The sequence below is a fragment of the Chitinivorax sp. PXF-14 genome (assembly GCF_040812015.1).
In the GTDB taxonomy this organism is placed as follows: Bacteria; Pseudomonadota; Gammaproteobacteria; order Burkholderiales; family SCOH01; genus JBFNXJ01.
Genome location: NZ_JBFNXJ010000002.1, coordinates 290193 through 309454 on the forward strand (window position 1 = coordinate 290193; position 19262 = coordinate 309454).

Here is a 19262-nt window from a genome sequence, read left to right on the forward strand (position 1 = left end):
TGGCGCAGTCTGCCCGCTCACGTCCCGGCGTCAGCCGCCCAGCGCGGCGATGGCCTGTGCCAGGTTGAGCATGGCCTGCCGGCCGAGCCGCGCCTCGAAATAGTCGGTGCCGTAGACCCGCGGCCTGGCGAGGAAGGATGCCAGCACCTCGCGCCGCTTGCGGCGGTAGATCAGCCCTGGCACCCAGCGATATTCCTGCCGGACCTGCCGCTCGAACTCGGCGAACACATCAGCGTCGCTGCCGAGTATGGCCAGGTCGATATCGATCAGCAGTACCGCCAGAGGGTCGACCGGGGTATCGACATGGCGGGTCAGCATGATCCAGTCTGCCACTTGGGCGACCTCGCCTGCCGCCACGCCCGCCTTGTTAGCCAGCTTCTGCCACCAGCGCGCACTGCGCGCCTCGTTGTCGCTGCGATGCGGGTCGTAGATTGCATCGTGGAACCAGATCGCCAGCTCCAGCAGGTCGTTTCGCGCCGCGGCCCCTGCCTCGACCGCTGCGTCGTACCAGCGCAGGCAGGCGGCGATATGGGCAAAGGTATGGTAGGCGCGGTGCGGTTCGTCGTAGGCGCGGCGCAGCGTGAAATAGTCGGCGCTGCCGTCGTAGCCAGACGCCATCCTGCGCCAGAGCGCCTGCCAGCGCTCGGCGGCCCAGTCGGTGGCGGGCAAGACCTCAGGCATCGCGCACCCGCGCCGGCAGCCAGGCCGCGCACCAGGCATCGAGCCGGTGAGCGGCAAAGGGCTGGAAGCGGCGTTCAAGCCAGTAGGAGAACACCAGCGTCAGCAGCAGCGCCACGGCCAGCCAGGGGGCGATCCCCGTCGGCGTATGCACCGGCGCCAGCGAATTGGCGAAATGCAGGATGGGGTAATGCACCAGGTACAGCGCGTAGGAAATCATGCCAACCGGCACCGTGAGCCGGATGCCGATCTGGGTCAGCCGGCCCAGCAGGGGATGGTAGTTGCGCACCACCAGCAACGCCCCGGCCAAGGCAAACACGGCCATCTGCACGATACCGGCAGCCGACTTGGGCCCCCACAGCTGCAGCAGGGTAGCGCTCAACGCCACCAGCGTCGGCAGGATGGCGGCCAGCGCGGCAAGGCCGCGCAGCCCCACCGGCCAGTTGGCCGGGCGGCTCAGCGGCAACAGCAGGATCAGGGCGAACATGATGCCCCAGCCGAGATCGGTAGCGATGGCGAAGCGCGTGCTGCCGATCGCGGGCACCAGCACCAGCAGGCCGGAGATGGCGATCCACAACAGCTGGCGCGGTATCGCCACGCGCGCATCGCGCCGCCGCATGTCGGCCACCCAGGCCCCGAGGCACCACAGGAAATACAGCGACAACACATTCCACACGTGATCGCAGGCAATCGGCCCCATCGCCAGCGCCAGCACGCTGAGCGCCGCGCCTGCACCCACGGCGGCCTGTGTCGAATAGCGCTGGGCAACACGCCAGAACAGCGGATAGAGCGCGTAGTACGCCAGCTCGTAGGAGAGTGACCAGGCCGTGCCGAAATTGGGCAGCACCGCCGCCCAGCGCCCGCACTGGTAGTTGAGATCGGCCACCAGCAACACATTCAGCAGCAATTGCGATGGATGGATGCTCGCCAGCATATCCGCATAGCCCGGGAGGCCGAGCCACACGCCGATTGCCAGCAGGGACAGGGCGAGCGCGAAGCCGATCAGCAGGATCGGGTACAGCCGCCGCAGCCGCAGGTAGAAATAATGGCGCACCCCGGCCCAGTCGCCGAGCGGCCGCGTGGCGCTGGCATAGTGGATGCTGAAGCCCGACAGCAGGAAGAAGAACAGCACCGCATTGTGCGCATAGCCGCCAAACAGCACCGCCAGCACGGGCGTACCCGGTTTGCCGGCATGGTAGCCGAGCACCTGCAGCACATGCGACAGCACCACATAGGCAGCCGCCACTCCGCGTGCCGCCTCGACGCTGGCGATGCGCCTTGCCTCAGCCATAGCGGATGGCGACGTTCGGTTCGCCGAGCCAACCCTTCAGGCCAGCCAGCAGGTCATCGTGCAGGGTGATGCGCCAGGCCTCGCCCAGCAGCAGCTCGCAGCGCGCCTCGCCGTTGTGGTAATCGACCGCCACCGGGCAGGCGCCATTCTTGTACGGCTCAAGCAGCGAGCGCAGCTTGGCCGAGTCGGATAGCCCGTTCATGCGCAGCGCCAGGCGCCGCGCGAACTGGCTGCGCGATTCGGCCAGGTCATACAGCGCATCGGCGACGACACGCACGCCGCCGGTATAGTCGTCGTGGCGCACGCTGGCCTTGACGACCACCAGCGCGTCTTCCTTGATCTTGCCACGGCACTGGTCGAACAGTTCGCCGAATACCGAGGCCTCGACCTGGCCGGTGCCGTCATCGAGCTTCACGAAGGCCATGCGGCCGCGCTGCGTCTGCTTGACGCGCACCTCGAGCACCACGCCGGCCAGCGTCTGCAGCTCCTTCGACGGCGCCAGCGAGCTGAGCTTCTGCTTGACGAAGGTCCTCACCTCGGGCGCATAGCCGTCGAACGGGTGGCCGGACAGGTAGTAGCCAATCGCCAGCTTTTCTTCCTGCAGCCGCTTGATCGTGTCCCAGCGTGCGCAATCGACCATCTCGACGCCCGGCGCATCGTCTTCGAGCATGTCGAACAGCCCGCCCTGGTTGGCGTTGCTGTTGATCTGCTCGGCCTGGTCCATCGCCAGCTGCACATTGGCCATGAGCTTGGCGCGGTGGTCGTCGACGCTGTCGAAGGCACCACCACGGATCAGCGCCTCGATCACGCGCTTGTTGACGAGCCGCTTGTCGGTGCGCTTGCAGAAATCGAACAGGTCCTCGAACGGGCCGCCCGCCTCGCGCACCGCGACGATATGGTCGACCGCCTGCTCGCCGGTGCCCTTGATCGCCCCCAGCGCATAGCGGATCTCGCGGCGCGACACGGGCACGAAGCGGTAGAAGCTCTCGTTGACATCGGGCGCCAGGATGACGAGATTGTTCTTTCTGTCACGGCAGTCTTCGTAGAACACGCGCAACTGGTCGGTGTTGTCCAGTTCGGACGACATCGTCGCGGCCATGAAGGCAGCCGTGTGGTGCGCCTTGAGCCAGGCTGTCTGGTAGGCCACCACCGCGTAGGCCGCCGTGTGCGACTTGTTGAAGCCGTACTCGGCAAACTTGGTCATCAGGTCGAACAGCTGTTCGGCCAGCGCCGGATCGTAGCCCTTCTCCTTCGCGCCGTCGGCAATCGTGGCGCGGTGCTTGGCCATCTCCTCGGGCTTCTTCTTGCCCATCGCCCGTCGCAGCATGTCGGCGCCACCGAGCGTGTAGCCGCCGATGATCTGCGAGATCTGCATCACCTGTTCCTGGTATACGATCACGCCGTAGGTCGGCTCCAGGCACTTGGTCAGGTCCGGGTGGAAATAGTCGATCGCCTGCTTGCCGGCCTTGCGCAGGATGAAGTCGTCCACCATGCCCGAGCCGAGCGGGCCGGGGCGATACAGCGCCAGCACCGCGATGATGTCTTCGAAGCGGTCGGGCTTGAGCTTTTCCAGCAGCTTCTTCATGCCCTGCGATTCAAGCTGGAACACGGCGGTGGTGTTCGCATCCTTGAGCACCTTGTAGGCGGCCGGGTCGTCGAAGCTCAGCAGGTTCAGGTCGGTGGTGAAGCTCGGGTCGAGCTTCTTGATGTAGCGCACCGCGAGGTCGATGATCGTCAGGTTGCGCAGGCCCAGGAAGTCGAATTTCACCAGCCCGACCTGCTCCACGTCGTCCTTGTCGAACTGCGACACCGGGCTCGCATCGTCACCGTAGGCCTGGTACAGCGGACAGAAGTCGGTGAGCTTGCCCGGCGCGATCAGCACGCCGCCGGCGTGCATGCCGACGTTGCGCGTCATGCCTTCGAGCTTCTTGGCGAGCTCCCACAACTCCTGGATTTCTTCTTCGTTTTCGAGCCGCTCCTTCAGCTGCGGCTCCATCTCCACCGCATCGTCGAGCGAGTACTGCTTGCCCGGCGCGGCCGGGATCAGCTTCGAGATGCCGTCGACAAAGCCGTAGGACAGGTCCAGCACGCGGCCGACGTCACGCACCACCGCCTTCGCCGCCATGGTGCCGAAGGTGGCGATCTGCGACACCGCATCGACGCCGTAGTGCTCGCGCACGTACTCGATGACACGCCAGCGGTTGTCCTGGCAGAAGTCGATGTCGAAGTCGGGCATCGATACCCGCTCCGGGTTCAAAAAGCGTTCGAACAGCAGTGCGTAGGCCAGCGGGTCGATGTCGGTGATGCCGAGCGAGTACGCCACCAGCGAGCCGGCGCCCGAGCCCCGGCCTGGGCCGACCGGGCAGCCGTTGTGCTTGGCCCAGTTGATGAAGTCCGCAACGATCAGGAAGTAGCCCGGGAAGCCCATCTGGACAATGGTATCGGTCTCGAACTTGAGGCGATCGACGTAGATCGGCATCTTCTCGGCGCGCAATGCCTCGTCCGGGTACAGCTCCTGCATGCGGAGCTCGAGGCCCTCCTTGGCGCGCTGCACGAGGTAGTCGTCGAGCGACATGCCATCCGGCGTCGGGAACAGCGGCAGGAAGTTCTTGCCGAGCTGCACCGTCAGGTTGCAGCGCTTGGCGATCTCGACGGTATTTTCGAGCGCCTCGGGAATGTCGGCGAACAGCGCGACCATCTCCTCGCGCGACTTGAAATACTGCTCGTCGCTATACAGCTTGGGCCGGCGCTTGTCGGCCAGCACATAGCCTTCGGCGATGCACACGCGCGCCTCGTGCGCCTTGAAGTCGTCGCGCTCCATGAACTGGATCGGATGCGTCGCCACCACCGGCAGGTCGAGCTCGGTGGCGAGATGCAGGCTGCCCTGCACGCATTGCTCGACGCCGGGCAGGTTGATGCGCTGCAACTCGAGGTAATAGGCATCGGGGAACTGCGCCGCCCACCACTGCGCATGCGCGCGTGCCTGGGCCTCATTGCCGGCCAGCAGCGACTGGCCCACATCGCCGAGATGCGCGCCGGACAAGGCGATCACGTCCGAGTTGTCGCCAGCCGCGAGCCATTCGCGCTTGATCTCGGCGCGCTCGCGATACTGATTGGTACGGAACGCCAGCGTCAGCAGCTCGCACAGACGGCCGTAGCCAGCGCGGTTCTTGCAGATCAGCAGCACGCGGCTCGGCTTGTCGCGGTCGACCTCGTTCTCGATCCACACATCGACCCCTGCCACGGGCTTGATGCCCGCGCCGCGGCAAGCCTTGTAGAACTTGACCATGCCGAACATATTGGACAGGTCCGAAATGCCGAGTGCCGGCATCTGGTCAGCCTTGGCGCGATCGACGGCTTCGTCGATGCGGACAATGCCGTCGGTGATCGAGTATTCGGAATGGACGCGGAGGTGGATGAAGTCAGGGGCAGTCATCCGCGCATTGTACCGCAGCCGGCCTTGCTCCCGAGAGGCCAAAACGTCGCCCGGCAACGGCTGGCTACCGGGCGCTTATACTGGAAATACTCTCATTCAAATAAATGCAGCATGACCCCGCTCGCGCAGCGTCTATCCCGTCGCCTACACAACCTGCTACAAGCGCTGCTGTGCCTGATGCTTTTGCTAGGCGCCCAGCCGGCCCCGGCGCAGCCGCTCAGGCTCTGCGCGCCCGACTGGGAAGCATGGCCCGTGGCATATAACGGGATGCGCAACGGCGCCGCCGTCGAACTACTCAGGCGGGCCGCGAGCCTGGCTGGATCGGACATCGACATGCAGGCACTGCCCACCAAGCGCTGCCAGCAAATGGTGCAGCAAGGCAGATTATCAGGCTTGCTGGTTGCCGACACGCCCATCGCCCAACGGCTGTTTGCCCTACCGCTCGCGCCCAACGGCAGGCCCGATCCGCAAGCGCAAGTCGCCACGCTGGCGGTGTTTGCGTTTCGCGTGCGCACGACAAATTTCGGCTGGGACGGACGTCGTTTCACCGGCTCGCCGCACATCGGCATCAACCGTTCAAGCCTGATCCTGAAAGGGCTGCTGGATGCCCAGCACCTCGACTACGACGAGAATAGCGATACGCCGTCACAACTGCTGCTGAAGCTGCTGGCAGGTCGCCTGGACCTGATACTGGCCCCGCGGGAAGTGATCGACACCTCCCTCACCGTCACATTCCCCGGCAACAAGGCTATCGAGCAGCTGCCTCTCCCCGTTGTGCAGATCAACTTCCACCTGGGCTTCTCTCCCGCCTACTACCAGGCACACCGTCAGCAGGCCAATGCCATGTGGCGGGCACTGATCGTGCTGAACCGGCTGAATACCTTCAGCAAGCTGCTGGAATCGGAAAAGCAGCATCAAACCAATCAATGAATTTCATTTGATTACAAAAAACAATCAAATACGATAGTGCAAATATTCTAACATTCGTAATAATATATTATCTGAACGTAACCCTCAGAGGGTGGCATCATGAACCATGCACTGCGCCGTTTGCGACAGGACCAGATCGATGTCGGCACCCCGCTGGAGTTCGATGTATACGACGAGCAGCGCAATCTGCTGTTGCGCAAGGGGCAGGTGATCTGCAGCGAGAAGCAGCGCGATACCCTGCTCGAACGCGGCGTGTTCGCCGACCCGCAACATCTCGACGACAAGCCCGCCGCCGCCGGCCCGATCAACCCGTTCTGGCTGTGGAACAACCTCGAGCGGCAGCTCGCCAGGCTGTTGAAGGAAATCGCCGTACAAACGGAAGGCGTCGACTACAGCGACGCCCTGCTCGGCATTGTCAGCCTGCTGCAGACGCTGTGCGACAAGGACCCCGATGCCGGTCTCGCCTGCCTGACCATCCAGGATGCTCAGGAATACCCGATACGGCACTCGCTGGAAAGCGCCATCCTCGTCGAAATGCTCGGCCGCCGCCTCAATTGGGATGCCGCCGAGCGCCGCACCGCCACTGTCGCCGCGCTGACGATGAACGTCAGCATCCTCGAACTGCAGGCCCGCTTGTGCGTGCAGAAGTCACCGCTGACGGAAGAACAGCGCCGGGACATTCACAGTCATCCGGCACGCTCGGTCGCGCTACTGCAGGCGGCCGGCGTCAACAACCGCGCCTGGCTCGATGCCGTGCTCGCCCACCATGAAACGCCGGACGGCCGTGGCTACCCAGGCGCGCTGACCGATGTCGCGCCGGCCGCGCTGTTGATCCACACCGCCGACGTGTTCTCCGCCAAGCTCTCGGAACGCGCCACGCGGCGCGCACTGGCGCCCAACAAGGCATTGAAGATGATGCTCGAATCGGCCCAGCCGTTCGAGCGCGAGCTGATCAGCGTACTGATCAAGGAAGTCGGCATCTTTCCACCCGGCACGCTGGTCAAACTCGGCTCGGGCGAGCTCGGCATCGTGCTCAAGCGCGGCAAGCTGGCCAATACGCCGACGGTGGCGGCCCTCGTCAACCCGCAGGGCATCCCCTACGCACAGCCGCTACGGCGCGAGACCAGCAAGCAGGAGCACCAGATCGTCTCGCAGGTGCCGCAGGAAAAAGTCCTGGTGCGGCTCAATCCGAGCCTCTTGTGGGGTTATCAGGACGCGGCCTGAGCCGGCTGGTCCCAGCGTTTCCACTCGTCCTTGAACCAGGCATAGAACACCGGCGCCGCGACGACGCCGACAGGCCCGAACACGCGCTCCATCAGCAGCATCACCAGCAGGATTTCCCACGCCTTGGCCTTGATCTCGCCGCCAACGATGCGCGCGTTGAGGAAGTACTCGAACTTGTGGATCACGATCAGGTAGCCCAGCGCCCCGATGGCCGCGCCGAACGAATGGTGCAGGCTGAGCAGGAAAATCACCGCGTTCGAGATCAGGTTGCCGATCACCGGCAGCAGGCCGCAGATGAAGGTCACCACGATCATGGTCTTGACGAAGGGCAGGTGCACGTCGAGCAGCGGCAGCGCCACCGCCAGGTAGATGCTGGTGAACACGGTGTTGATCGCCGAAATCTTCACCTGGGCCGCCACCACGCGCGCAAACGCCATGCGCAAGGCGCTCACCTGCACCATCAGACGGTTGGTGATCGGCCCGAGTGAGGTCATCTCGAGCATGTCGGCGAACGCGATCATGGCACCGAGCAGCATGCCCACCAGGGCATAACCGAAGGTCTTCAACGCCCCCAGGCCTATCGTGCCGACCGTTGCCGCGTGGGTGCGCAGCCATTTGCCCGCCTCGGTCAGCAACTCGCTGCGCGGCGGCAGATATTCGAGCAGCCCGGCCGGCAACCAGGTACGCGTCGATTCGACCGCATCCGCCATCTGCGACATGATGGCCTCGAGCGCGCCATGCGGCTTGAGGAAGAACACCACGCCCATGACCGCCCCGGTCAGCAGCGCCACGACCAGGATGGCGATGACCGCGACCGCCAGCCACTTGGCACGGCCAAATGTCCCCACATGGCGCAACAGCCGCTGCGACAGCGACAGCACCAGCCAGAACGTGAGCAGGCCGGTGAACAGCGGGACGATCAGGCCGCCATGGACCGTCAGCAGGTAGCACAGCGCCGCGATCACGAATGTGGCAAAGCGGTGGTTTGTTTCGGAGACGCTGAGCAGGCGATCGAGCATGGCATCGGTAAGCAAGGAAGACGCCGCATCTTACCCTAAAACACCGCCCCGGCAGCGCCTGCTCATTGCCTTCGAACGCATGCTCGGCGATAATCCGCGCAGTCATGCAGGAGAGCGCGGGAGGCCGGCAACAGGCCCACGCCCGCCGCCGAAGGCGCAATTTCACCCGGAATCGCTCAGGCAACAGGACTGCATGCCGTCAGGGCCGCCTACGTATATACGGCGTCCCGTCTACTCTGGAGAGCGGCGCCTGGCGCGCCCACCGAAGGGGCTAACGGCCAAATCCGGCCGGAAAATCTCAGGTTGCAGGACAGAGGGGTGAGTCTACATTTAAGGGGTATTGCCCCCGGCACGTCAAAGGACTCATCCGCATGAGCAACGCTCCGCAACGCACCCCGCTATTCCAAAGCCACGTCGACTGTGGCGCCAAGATGGTCGATTTCGCAGGCTGGGAGATGCCGATTCATTACGGCTCCCAACTCAAGGAACACGACATCGTCCGCACCGATGCCGGCATGTTCGACGTCTCGCACATGACCGTGGTCGACGTCACCGGCGCGGGCGCCCAGGCCTATCTGCAGCGCTTGATCGCCAATGATGTCGCCAAGCTCGGCTACCTCGGCAAGGCACTGTACTCCGGCATGCTCAACGAGCAAGGCGGCGTGATCGACGACCTGATCGTCTACCTCACCGACTGGGGCTACCGCGTCGTCGTCAACGCCGCCACACGCGACAAGGACCTGGCCTGGATGGAAAAGCAGACCGCCGGTTTCGACGTCAAGCTGACCGAGCGCGCCGAGCTCGCCATGGTCGCCGTGCAAGGCCCCAACGCGATCGCCAAGTCCTGCCAGGCATTTGCCGACAAGGCCGAGCTGATCCGCTCGCTCAAGGTATTCCAGGGCCTGCCGTCCGGCAGCTGGTTCATCGCCCGCACCGGCTACACCGGTGAAGACGGCCTCGAGATCATGGTGCCGGCCACCGAGGTAGCGACATTCTGGCAGGCGCTGCTCGCCGCTGGCGTCGCCCCGGCGGGCCTGGGCGCGCGCGACACGCTGCGCCTCGAAGCCGGCATGAATCTCTACGGCCATGAGATGGACGAATCGATCTCCCCGCTCGAAGCCGGCATGGGCTGGACCCTCGTCTGGGAGCCGGCAAGCCGCGACTTCACCGGCCGCAAGGCGCTGGAGGCGCAGAAGGCCGCCGGCGTGAAGATGAAGCAGGTCGGCCTGGTGCTCGAAGGCCGTGGCGTGATGCGCGACGGCATGAAGGTCGTGGCCGGCGGCGGTGAAGGCATCACCACCAGCGGCACCTACTCCCCATCGCTGAAAACCTCGATCGCCATCGCGCGCGTCCCGGCGGCGACCGGCGCGACGGCACAGGTCGAGATCCGCGGCACGCTGACCGAGGTGCGCGTGGTCAAGATGCCGTTCGTGCGCAACGGCAAGAAAGTATTCGAATAACCCATCATGCCGGGCCTCTCTGCCCGCCCCTACTACTGGATATAAGGAACCCACAATGAGCAACATCCCCGCTGAGCTGAAATACGTCGACACCCACGAATGGCTGCGCCTGGAGGCAGACGGCACCGTTACCGTCGGCATTACCGACCACGCCCAGGAGCTGCTGGGCGACGTGGTCTTCGTCGAGCTGCCGGCCGTGGGCAAGGTGCTGGACAAGAATGCCGAAGCCGGCGTGGTCGAATCGGTCAAGGCGGCATCGGATGTCTACTGCCCGATCGCCGGCGAAATCGTGGCTGTCAACAGCGCGCTGGAAGGCAGCCCCGAGCTCGCCAACAGCGACCCGTACGGCGAGGCCTGGTTCTTCCGCATGAAGCCGACAAATGCCGCCGACCTCGACGGCTGCCTCGACGCCGCCGGCTATGCCGCACTGATCGGCGCGTAATACCTCGTATCAAAAAGGCATCAGCCCCAGCACGCGGGGCTGATGCCATTTCTGCTCGTGGCCATGCTGCCGGCCAAGCGATTTAGGATTCCCCATGACGCTCACTCAACTCGAACACCACGAAGAATTCATCGGCCGCCACATCGGCTCCGAAGACGCCGACCTCGCCGCCATGCTGGCCGATATCGGCGCCAAGGATCTCGACGACCTGGTCGCGCAGACCGTGCCGGCCTCGATCCGCCTCGGCCACGAGCTTGCCATCGCTGCGCCGCAGACCGAACACGACGCGCTGTCCGCGCTCAAGGCTGTCGCCGGCAAGAACCAGATCAAACGCTCGATGATCGGCATGGGCTACTACGACGTGATCACGCCCAAGGTCATCCTGCGCAACGTGCTGGAAAACCCCGGCTGGTACACCGCCTACACGCCCTATCAGGCCGAGATCGCACAGGGCCGCCTGGAAGCGCTGCTGAACTACCAGCAGATGGTGATCGACCTGACCGGCATGGAGCTGGCCAACGCCTCGCTGCTCGATGAGGCAACCGCCGCCGCCGAGGCGATGGCGATGGCGCGCCGCGTGTCGAAGTCGGCCAGCAACGCCTTCTTCGTCGACAGCGCCTGCTTCCCGCAGACCATCGACGTGGTGAAGACCCGCGCCGGGTTCTTCGGCTTCGAGCTGGTATTCGGCAATGCCGAGGAAGCCTCGCAGCACGACGTCTTCGGCGCCCTGCTGCAATACCCCAATGTACGCGGCGAGCTGGCCGACCTGAGCGGCCTGATCGCGCAACTGAAGGCCAAGGGCGCGGTAACGGCCGTCGCCACCGACCTGATGGCGCTGCTGCTGCTGAAATCACCCGGTGAACTGGGTGCCGACATCGCCCTGGGCTCGGCCCAGCGCTTCGGCGTGCCGATGGGCTTCGGCGGCCCGCATGCAGCCTTCTTCGCGACGCGTGACGAGCACAAGCGCTCCGTACCGGGCCGCATCATCGGCGTGTCAGTCGATGCCCGCGGCAAGAAGGCGCTGCGCATGGCGCTGCAGACCCGCGAACAGCACATCCGCCGAGAGAAGGCCAACTCCAATATCTGCACCTCGCAGGTGTTGCTGGCCAACATCGCATCGTTCTACGCCGTCTATCACGGCCCGCTTGGCTTGAAGCGCATTGCGAGCCGCATCCACCGCCTGGCGGCGATCTTCGCCGAGGGCCTGAAGCAGACTCGCCTCAACGTGCTGAACGGGCAGTTCTTCGACACCCTGCATGTCGAGCTCGGCAGCCACGCCGACGACGTCTACCAGGCAGCGCTGGCAGCCGGCTACAACCTGCGCCGCGTGAGCCCGACCGTCCTTGGCGTCGCGTTCGACGAAAAATCCTCGCGCGCCGATATCGAAGCGCTGTGGCAGGCGTTTGGCGCCAACGGCCACTCGGTCGACACGATCGACGGCCTGCTGGCCGACACCAGCGGCATCCCGCTGTCGCTCAAGCGCGAATCGGCCTACCTGACGCACCCGGTGTTCAACCGCTACCACACCGAGCACGAGATGCTGCGCTACATCAAGCGCCTCGAGAACAAGGACCTGGCGCTGAACCACTCGATGATCTCGCTCGGCTCGTGCACGATGAAGCTCAACGCTACCAGCGAGATGATCCCGATCACCTGGCCCGAATTCGGCGACATCCACCCGTTCGCGCCGCTCGACCAGGCCCAGGGCTACCTCGAGATGATCAACGGCCTCGACGCCTACCTGCGCGCAGTGACCGGTTTCGATGCGATCTGCATGCAGCCGAACTCGGGCGCACAGGGCGAATACGCGGGCTTGGCGGCCATTCAGCGCTACCACCAGGCACGCGGCGAGGGCCACCGTAACATCTGCCTGATCCCGAAATCGGCACACGGCACCAACCCGGCAACGGCGCAGATGATCAACCTCGAAGTCGTGGTGGTGAACTGCGACGACAGCGGCAACGTCGATGTGGGGGATCTCAAGGCCAAGGCCGAGCTGCACTCGAAACAGCTGAGCTGCCTGATGATCACCTACCCGTCGACGCACGGTGTGTTCGAAGAAGCCATCAAGCAAATCTGCGACATCGTGCACAGCCACGGCGGCCAGGTCTACATGGACGGCGCCAACCTCAACGCCCAGGTCGGACTGACCCAACCGGCGCTGATCGGCGCCGACGTATCGCACATGAACCTACACAAGACCTTCTGCATCCCGCACGGCGGCGGCGGCCCGGGTATGGGCCCGATCGGCCTGAAGGCGCATCTGGCACCGTTCGCGAGCAACCACGCGGTACAGCCGATCAACGGCTCGAACCAGGGCCAGGGCGCGGTATCGGCCGCACCGTTCGGCTCGGCGTCGATCCTGCCGATCTCCTACATGTACATCGCGATGATGGGCGCCAAGGGCCTGAAGATGGCCACCCAGGTAGCACTACTCAACGCGAACTACATCGCCGCCAAGCTGGCGCCGCACTACCCGGTGCTCTACACCGGCAGCCAAGGCCGCGTGGCGCACGAGTGCATCATCGACATCCGCCCGATCAAGGCAGCCTGCGGCATCAGCGAGGTTGATATCGCCAAGCGCCTGATGGACTACGGCTTCCACGCACCGACGATGTCCTTCCCGGTGGCCGGCACGATCATGATCGAGCCGACCGAGTCGGAATCAAAGGCCGAGCTCGACCGCTTCATCGAGGCGCTGGTCAGCATCCGCGGTGAAATCGCCAGGATCGAGGCCAATGAATGGCCAGCCGACAGCAACCCGCTCAAGCATGCGCCGCACACCCAGTCGGACGTGATCGGCAGCGAGTGGAGCCGCCCCTACAGCCAGGAAACGGCCGTGTTCCCGCTGCCGTGGGTACGCGACAACAAGTTCTGGCCGTCGGTGAACCGCATCGACGATGTCTACGGCGACCGTAACCTGTTCTGCGCCTGCGTGCCAATGGACGAGTACCAGCAATAAAACGAAACGGGGCCGAGCGGCCCCGTTTTGTTTCGTGCACAATAGTCCATGACAACGGCGAGCCAACCGTGCCACTCGCCCGACGCCGGCGCCACTGCGGCCAGTCCGCACGGCCCACCCGGCTCTGCATACCGTTCACTGGAGAAACATCATGTCCGTCTTTCTCGTGCTGACCGTCATCGGCGATGACAAGCCCGGCCTGGTCGAGCAGCTGTCCACGACGATCAGCCGCCATCAGGGCAACTGGCTCGAATCGTCGATGTCGCACCTGGCCGGCAAATTCGCCGGTATCCTCAAGGTCAGCGTGCCCTCGGCACAGGCCGATGCGCTCAAGGCCGCGCTCGGCAACCTGTCGCAACTCAAGGTGATCGCCGAGACCTCGATCGACACGCCGCCACGCCGCTACAACCGCCGCCTCACGCTGAATCTCGTCGGCCACGACCGCATCGGCATCGTGCGCGAGGTGTCGCAGGTGCTCGCCAAGCATTCGGTCAACGTCGAGAAGCTGTCGACCTTCACCTCGAGCGCACCGATGTCGGCCGAGCCGCTGTTCCATGCCCAGGCCGAGCTGCAGGCAACACCCGATCTCGACGCCGCAGCGCTGAAGTCGGATCTCGAACAGCTGTCGAACGACCTGATCGTCGACATCGCCCTGGACGAGATCGTCGCCGTTTGATGTACGCGCCGCTACGCCACGCCCGCGGCGAATCGATCGAGCTTCGTCGGCGGCGTTACCAGGTCTGGCATTGGGGGGACGCCAGCGCCCCGCTGCTCGTGCTGCTGCATGGCTGGATGGACTGCGGCATGTCGTTCCAGTTCATGGTCGACCAGCTGCGGCAAGACTGGCATGTCATCGCCCCCGACTGGCGCGGCTTTGGCCAGAGCCAATGGAATGGCGACAGCTACTGGTTTCCCGATTACCTGGCCGACCTCGACGCACTGCTTGCGCACTACAGCCCGGTCGCACCCGCCAACCTGCTCGGCCACAGCATGGGTGGCATCGTCGCCTGCCTGTATGCAGGCATCTGCCCGGAGCGGGTACGCCGCCTCGTCAGTGTGGAAGGTTTCGGCCTGCCCGCGACCGAGCCCGGGCAAGCCGTGGGGCGCCTGCGCAAGTGGCTGGGTGAGCTGCGCGAGCAACCCGGCTTCGGTGAGCACGCCGGCTTCGAGGTGATTGCCACGCGCCTGATGCGCAACAACAAGCGCCTGAGCCAGGGCAAGGCCGATTTCCTGGCCTGCTACATGGCGGCCGAGGCCAGTCCCGGGCTGGTGCGCTACACGGCCGACCCACTGCACAAGATGGTGAACCCGGTGCTCTACCGGTTGGAAGAAGCCAAGGCAATCTGGCGAGAAGTGACGGCCCCCACGCTGTGGATACAGGGTGACGACGACTGGCTGGCAAGCTGGCTCAAGGAAGATGGCGGCGCGATGGCAGAGCGCACCGCCTGTTTCCGTGATTTCCGCCTGGAGACGATCACGGACGCAGGCCACATGCTGCATCACGACCAGCCGCTTGCCCTGGCCAGCCTGATCGAACCCTTTCTGGTTTAGCGCGGCACGGCACGTGGGCCTTCGATGCCGGCCGGCGCCCGATCCAGGCGCGTTCACCGCAGGCTGCCGCTCAGAACACCAGCTGGCGGTTGCCGTCCATATCGCCGGGCACGGCGCCAGCCACCTGGGCTGCCGGGTCCTGAATCCAGAAATAATAGAATTCACGCGCGAGCGACACGAACACCTGCTGCCCTTCGGGGGTGGTGAACAGCGGCAGCAGCGCATCCACGGCCGCGCGGTAGACCTTGGGCGAGGCCCCGTGTTGGCGCGAGACATACATCAGCAGCGTCAACAGACGCTCGCGCACGTCGATTGCAGCCTGTGCCAGCCCGCCGGCGTAAAGCTGGGCCAGGTAACGCTCGATCGACGGCGCATCGGCACATTGCCACTCGCGGTCGGCATCCATCTGGCCGAGCAGATCGGTCAGGTTGCCGTTGATCTTGATGTAGATAGGCTCGGGATCGAACAGATTGGCCGAGTTGAGCTTGGCCAGCGACTTCACGTCACCGATCCAGAAATTGTAGAACTCGCGCGCAGCCGTTTTGAACGTCTGCTGCGACAAGTCGTCATCGGGAAACTTGCGCGCAACCTTGTCGACCACCTCGCGGTAGACATCGCCGTCCAGCGGCTTACCCTGCAGCACCGATACCAGGTGACGCAGGAAATGCTTACGCAGGTTCACTTCCTTGGTCGGCGCGCCCTTGGACTTGAGCAGTGCGACATATGCGTCGAGTGGGTTTTGCGGGGAATCCGGTGGGGTATCGGCAGGCATGGCGTTCGGCAGCGGCAGCGAAATAGACGAGCAACAGAATAGAAGCAAATTATGAAGATAGAATAATCGCTCTAACCAAAATGTCAATCGTATAAAATATATTTTTACCTGGCACGCTGCCCCCACCAGCCGACGGCTAACCCGTCAACATCTCCGCCGCATGGCGCAGCGTGGTTTCCGTGATATCGACGCCGCCAAGCATGCGCGCTATCTCTGAGACACGCTGCTGGGCATCGAGTTCGGCAATCGTGGAAACCGTCAGCCCATTCTCGGTTCGCTTGGCTACCTGCCATTGCTGGTCGCCGCGAGCCGCCACCTGCGGCAGGTGCGTGATGCACAACACCTGGTAGCGCTCGCCGAGCCGCTTCAGCAGCTTGCCGACGATTTCCGCCACGCGGCCACCGATGCCGACATCGACCTCGTCGAACACCAGTACCGGCACCGATGCCACGCGCGATGCCACCACCTGCAAGGCCAGGCTGATACGCGACAACTCGCCGCCTGACGCCACCTTGGCCAAGGGGCGCGGCGCCATGCCGGCATTGGCGCCGACGAGGAACTCGACCTGCTCCATGCCGTAGGCGGCGCCCTCGGCCAGCGGCGTGAGCGCGATCTCGAAACGGCCACCCGACATGGCCAGCAGCTGCATCTCCTGCGTGACCTTGTCGCCAAGGTCACGCGCCGACGCCCGGCGTGCCTCGCTCAGGCGTTGCGCCAGCGCTTCATAGGCCAGACGGGTCTCGGCCTCGCGCTGGGCGAGCCCAGCCTCGCCGCCTTCGCCGCCAAGCTCGGACAGGCGCTGGCTCCTGCTGGCGAGCAGCTCGGGCAAACGCTCGGGCGTGACACGGTACTTGCGTGCCATGCCATGGACGGCATCGAGCCGCGCTTCGATCTCGGCCAGGCGCTGCGGGTCGAGGTCCGCTCGTTGTGCATAGTGGCGCAGGCCGTAGGCGGCCTCGCGCAATTGCACCTCGGCCGATTCGAGCAGATCGACGGTTTCCTTGAGCGTGGCGTCGTATTCGAGCAGCCCTTGCAGGCGGGACAACACGCCCCCGACGATGCCGATACAGCTCGGCTCGCGCTCGGAGATCAGTTCGAGGCCATATTCAGCGCCTTCCAGCAGGCTCACCGCATTGGCGAGCCGCGAGTGCTCTGTCTGCAGCTCGCGCCAGGCGGCCTCCGTGAACTCGAGCGCGGCGAGCTCCTTCACCTGCCATTGCAGCTGCTCGCGCTCGGCCGCGAATGCGGCGGCATGCTGTTCCGCCTCTATGCGGGCCCGGCGTGCGCCTTGCCAGTCAAGGTAGGCCGCGCGCACGCTGGTGGCCAGCTCCAGCTTGCCGGCATAGGCATCGAGCAGCGCCCGCTGCGCATCGGCCTTGAGCAAGGATTGGTGGGCGTGCTGGCCATGGATGTCGATCAGCCACTCACCGAGTTCCTTCAACTGCTGCAAGGTGGCAGAACGCCCGTTGATGAAGCCGCGCGAACGGCCGTTGACGTCGATCGCCCGGCGCACCAGCAGCAAGCCGTCGTCACCATCGAGCTCCTGCGCCTGCAGCCAGGCACCGGCCTGCGGCAGCCCGGCCAGGTCAAACTCGGCCTCGATCTCGGCGCGCTCGGCCCCGGCCCGCACGACGCCCGCCTCGGCACGCTCGCCCAACACCAGGCTCAACGCATCGATCAGGATGGATTTGCCGGCACCAGTCTCGCCGCTCAACACGGTAAAGCCTGGTTTGAAGTCGAGTTCGAGGCGGTCGACGATGACGAAATCACGGATGCGTAGGGTAAGCAGCATGGGTTGGTCGGGTCAGATGAGTTTCTCGCCCCAGTGCAGCTTGTGCCGGAGCATGTCGTAGTAGCTGTAGCCCACGGGATGCAGGATACGCAGCGAATTGCGGTAGCGCCGGATGATGACGCGGTCGAGCTCGTGCAGTTCGAGATGGCTCTGGTTGTCGAAATGCAGCCGGGTGTCCTGGCCCCGCGTCAGCATGAACTCGACGACGCAGCTGTCGTTGACGGCAATCGGTCGATTGGACAGCGATTGCGGGCAGATCGGCACCAGCGCGATGGCTGGCAGGGTCGGATGCAGAATCGGCCCGCCCGAGGACAGCGAATAGGCGGTCGAGCCGGTCGGCGTGCTGACGATCAGGCCATCCGAGCGCTGGCTGTAGACGAACTGGTCGTCGATGAAGATTTCGAACTCGATCATGCTGCCAGTTGCGCCGCGGCTGAACACCACGTCGTTGAACGCGAGCGACTTGCACAGCTCCTTGTCGCCACGGATCACCTGCGCCTCCAGCAGGATGCGCTCTTCCGGCACGAATTCGCCCTGCAGGATGCTGCCGATCGATTGCTCCATCTCGTGCAGCGGGATGTCCGTCATGAAACCGAGCCGCCCCTGGTTCACGCCCACCAGCGGAATACGGTAAGGCGCCACCAGCCTGGCGACCGACAACAGGGTGCCGTCGCCGCCGAGCACGATCACCAGGTCGGCCAGGCGGCCGATCTTGTCGCGCTCGATGCGCTGGTATTGGCCTGCCTGCGCCTCGCTCAAGCTCTGATCGTCGATCAGCACCGTCAGGCCGTTGCTATCGAGAAAACCGGCAAGGTGCAGCAAGGACGTTACGATCTCGCTCTTGCCATGGCGTGCGACGAGCGCAACCTTCTTGAACAGCGATGTCATTCACCGGCCCTCGGGCATTAGGGTTTGGCCAACCACTCGGCGCAATCGAACACCTGGCCACTGACGCCCTTGCTGTCCGGCCCCAGCAGATAGAGATAGACCGGCAGCAGATCCGCCGGCTCGGGCAGCAGATCCGCCGCTTCGCCGGGGTGGGTCTTGGTGCGCTGCGGGCTGTGAATCGGCCCGGGGATCACGGTGTTGATGCGCAGCTGCGGGCTCTGATCCCACTCGTTGGCGGCGATCTGCGCATAGAACATGGCTGCGGCGCGCGATACCGAGAAGCTCCCCCAATAGGGGCTCGGCTTGGCGCCATGGGTCTCGCCCACCATCACGATGGAGGAATCCGCACTGGCGCGCAGCAACGGCAGGCAAGCGCGGTTGATCGCTGCGGGCGCCGCCGCATTGGCGCGAAAATGCGAAATCCAGTATTCGAATGGCTCCTGCTCCAGCGGGAACAGGCCGATGAAGCTCGACGCATTGTGCAGGATGCCGTCCAGGCGCCCGAGCTGCTTCTCGATCTGCACCGCCACGTTGACGAAATCAGCCTCCACCGCGCGCTCCAGGTCGATCGGCACAGCCGCCGGCTGGGGGTAGCCCGCAGCCTCGATCTCGTCGTAAACCGCCTCGAGCTTCTTCACGCCACGGCCGAGCAACACCACCGTCGCCCCGTGGCGGGCAAATGCCAGCGCGGCTTCGCGGCCGATGCCCTGGCCGGCGCCGGTGACCAGAATCACGCGGTCCTTGAGCAGATCGGGTGCAGCTTGATAAGTACGAAAATCCATAGTCGTTTGCCGGCGGCGCTGTGCCGCCCCTTTCC

15 protein-coding genes and 2 riboswitches are annotated in these 19262 nt (G+C 64.7%); of the genes, 7 read left to right on the top strand and 8 right to left on the bottom strand.

Features of this window, described 5'->3' with window-relative positions; translation table 11 throughout:
• Positions 1-30 precede the first annotated feature (30 nt).
• The 3 genes from ABWL39_RS04120 to dnaE are packed head-to-tail and all read right to left on the bottom strand — an operon-like array spanning position 31 to position 5405.
• Positions 31-681 carry an N-methyl-D-aspartate receptor NMDAR2C subunit gene (locus ABWL39_RS04120; RefSeq protein ID WP_367787379.1) on the bottom strand — a complete coding sequence of 217 codons (651 nt, stop codon included), beginning with the start codon at positions 679-681 and terminating at the stop codon, positions 31-33.
• Positions 674-1969, bottom strand: a complete 1296-nt coding sequence (locus tag ABWL39_RS04125) for an acyltransferase family protein (RefSeq protein ID WP_367787381.1) — start codon at positions 1967-1969, stop codon at positions 674-676. The genes ABWL39_RS04120 and ABWL39_RS04125 overlap by 8 nt, the downstream gene beginning before the upstream one ends.
• Complete coding sequence (gene dnaE, locus ABWL39_RS04130; RefSeq protein ID WP_367787383.1) at positions 1962-5405, bottom strand: DNA polymerase III subunit alpha; 3444 nt, start codon at positions 5403-5405, stop codon at positions 1962-1964. The genes ABWL39_RS04125 and dnaE overlap by 8 nt, the downstream gene beginning before the upstream one ends.
• A 111-nt stretch (positions 5406-5516) precedes the next feature.
• On the opposite strand from dnaE, the gene ABWL39_RS04135 reads away from it, so the two are divergent.
• Positions 5517-6335 (top strand): hypothetical protein, encoded by an 819-nt coding sequence (locus ABWL39_RS04135; RefSeq protein WP_367787384.1) that lies wholly within the window; start codon positions 5517-5519, stop codon positions 6333-6335.
• Positions 6336-6434: 99 nt separating this feature from the next.
• Positions 6435-7559 carry an HD-GYP domain-containing protein gene (locus ABWL39_RS04140; RefSeq protein WP_367787386.1) on the top strand — a complete coding sequence of 375 codons (1125 nt, stop codon included), beginning with the start codon at positions 6435-6437 and terminating at the stop codon, positions 7557-7559.
• On the opposite strand, the gene ABWL39_RS04145 is transcribed toward ABWL39_RS04140, so the two are convergent.
• A complete protein-coding gene (locus ABWL39_RS04145) occupies positions 7544-8593 on the bottom strand; it encodes an AI-2E family transporter (RefSeq protein WP_367787388.1) in 1050 nt (349 codons plus the stop codon). The two genes, ABWL39_RS04140 and ABWL39_RS04145, sit on opposite strands and share 16 nt — an antisense overlap.
• A gap of 82 nt (positions 8594-8675) precedes the next feature.
• A riboswitch (glycine riboswitch) is annotated at positions 8676-8780 on the top strand.
• Positions 8781-8804: 24 nt separating this feature from the next.
• A riboswitch (glycine riboswitch) is annotated at positions 8805-8902 on the top strand.
• 47 nt (positions 8903-8949) lie between these two features.
• On the opposite strand from ABWL39_RS04145, the gene gcvT reads away from it, so the two are divergent.
• The 5 genes from gcvT (at position 8950) to ABWL39_RS04170 (ending at position 14993) form a co-directional block, all read left to right on the top strand.
• Positions 8950-10038 (top strand): glycine cleavage system aminomethyltransferase GcvT, encoded by a 1089-nt coding sequence (gene gcvT / locus ABWL39_RS04150; protein ID WP_367787389.1) that lies wholly within the window; start codon positions 8950-8952, stop codon positions 10036-10038.
• Positions 10039-10093: 55 nt separating this feature from the next.
• On the top strand, positions 10094-10480 hold the full coding sequence (gene gcvH, locus ABWL39_RS04155; RefSeq protein WP_367787391.1) for a glycine cleavage system protein GcvH: 387 nt from the start codon (positions 10094-10096) through the stop codon (positions 10478-10480).
• Between the two features lie 94 nt (positions 10481-10574).
• Entirely contained in the window at positions 10575-13442 is a 2868-nt protein-coding gene (gene gcvP, locus ABWL39_RS04160; RefSeq protein ID WP_367787393.1) for an aminomethyl-transferring glycine dehydrogenase, read from the top strand.
• A 151-nt stretch (positions 13443-13593) separates the two neighbouring features.
• Positions 13594-14118: a glycine cleavage system protein R gene (locus tag ABWL39_RS04165; protein ID WP_367787395.1), complete on the top strand. Its 525-nt coding sequence runs from the start codon at positions 13594-13596 to the stop codon at positions 14116-14118.
• Positions 14118-14993: an alpha/beta fold hydrolase gene (locus ABWL39_RS04170; RefSeq protein ID WP_367787396.1), complete on the top strand. Its 876-nt coding sequence runs from the start codon at positions 14118-14120 to the stop codon at positions 14991-14993. Before ABWL39_RS04165 ends, ABWL39_RS04170 begins: the two co-directional genes overlap by 1 nt.
• A gap of 70 nt (positions 14994-15063) precedes the next feature.
• On the opposite strand, the gene ABWL39_RS04175 is transcribed toward ABWL39_RS04170, so the two are convergent.
• The 4 genes from ABWL39_RS04175 to ABWL39_RS04190 all read right to left on the bottom strand — a co-directional run bounded on the left by ABWL39_RS04175 (position 15064) and on the right by ABWL39_RS04190 (position 19227).
• On the bottom strand, positions 15064-15765 hold the full coding sequence (locus ABWL39_RS04175) for a hypothetical protein (protein WP_367787398.1): 702 nt from the start codon (positions 15763-15765) through the stop codon (positions 15064-15066).
• A 136-nt stretch (positions 15766-15901) separates the two neighbouring features.
• Positions 15902-17557 (bottom strand): DNA repair protein RecN, encoded by a 1656-nt coding sequence (gene recN, locus ABWL39_RS04180; protein WP_367787400.1) that lies wholly within the window; start codon positions 17555-17557, stop codon positions 15902-15904.
• A gap of 12 nt (positions 17558-17569) precedes the next feature.
• Positions 17570-18445 carry an NAD kinase gene (locus tag ABWL39_RS04185; protein ID WP_367787402.1) on the bottom strand — a complete coding sequence of 292 codons (876 nt, stop codon included), beginning with the start codon at positions 18443-18445 and terminating at the stop codon, positions 17570-17572.
• 17 nt (positions 18446-18462) lie between these two features.
• The gene (locus ABWL39_RS04190) at positions 18463-19227 is read right to left on the bottom strand and encodes an SDR family NAD(P)-dependent oxidoreductase (RefSeq protein ID WP_367787403.1); all 765 of its coding nucleotides are present in this window, start codon (positions 19225-19227) and stop codon (positions 18463-18465) included.
• Positions 19228-19262 lie beyond the last annotated feature (35 nt).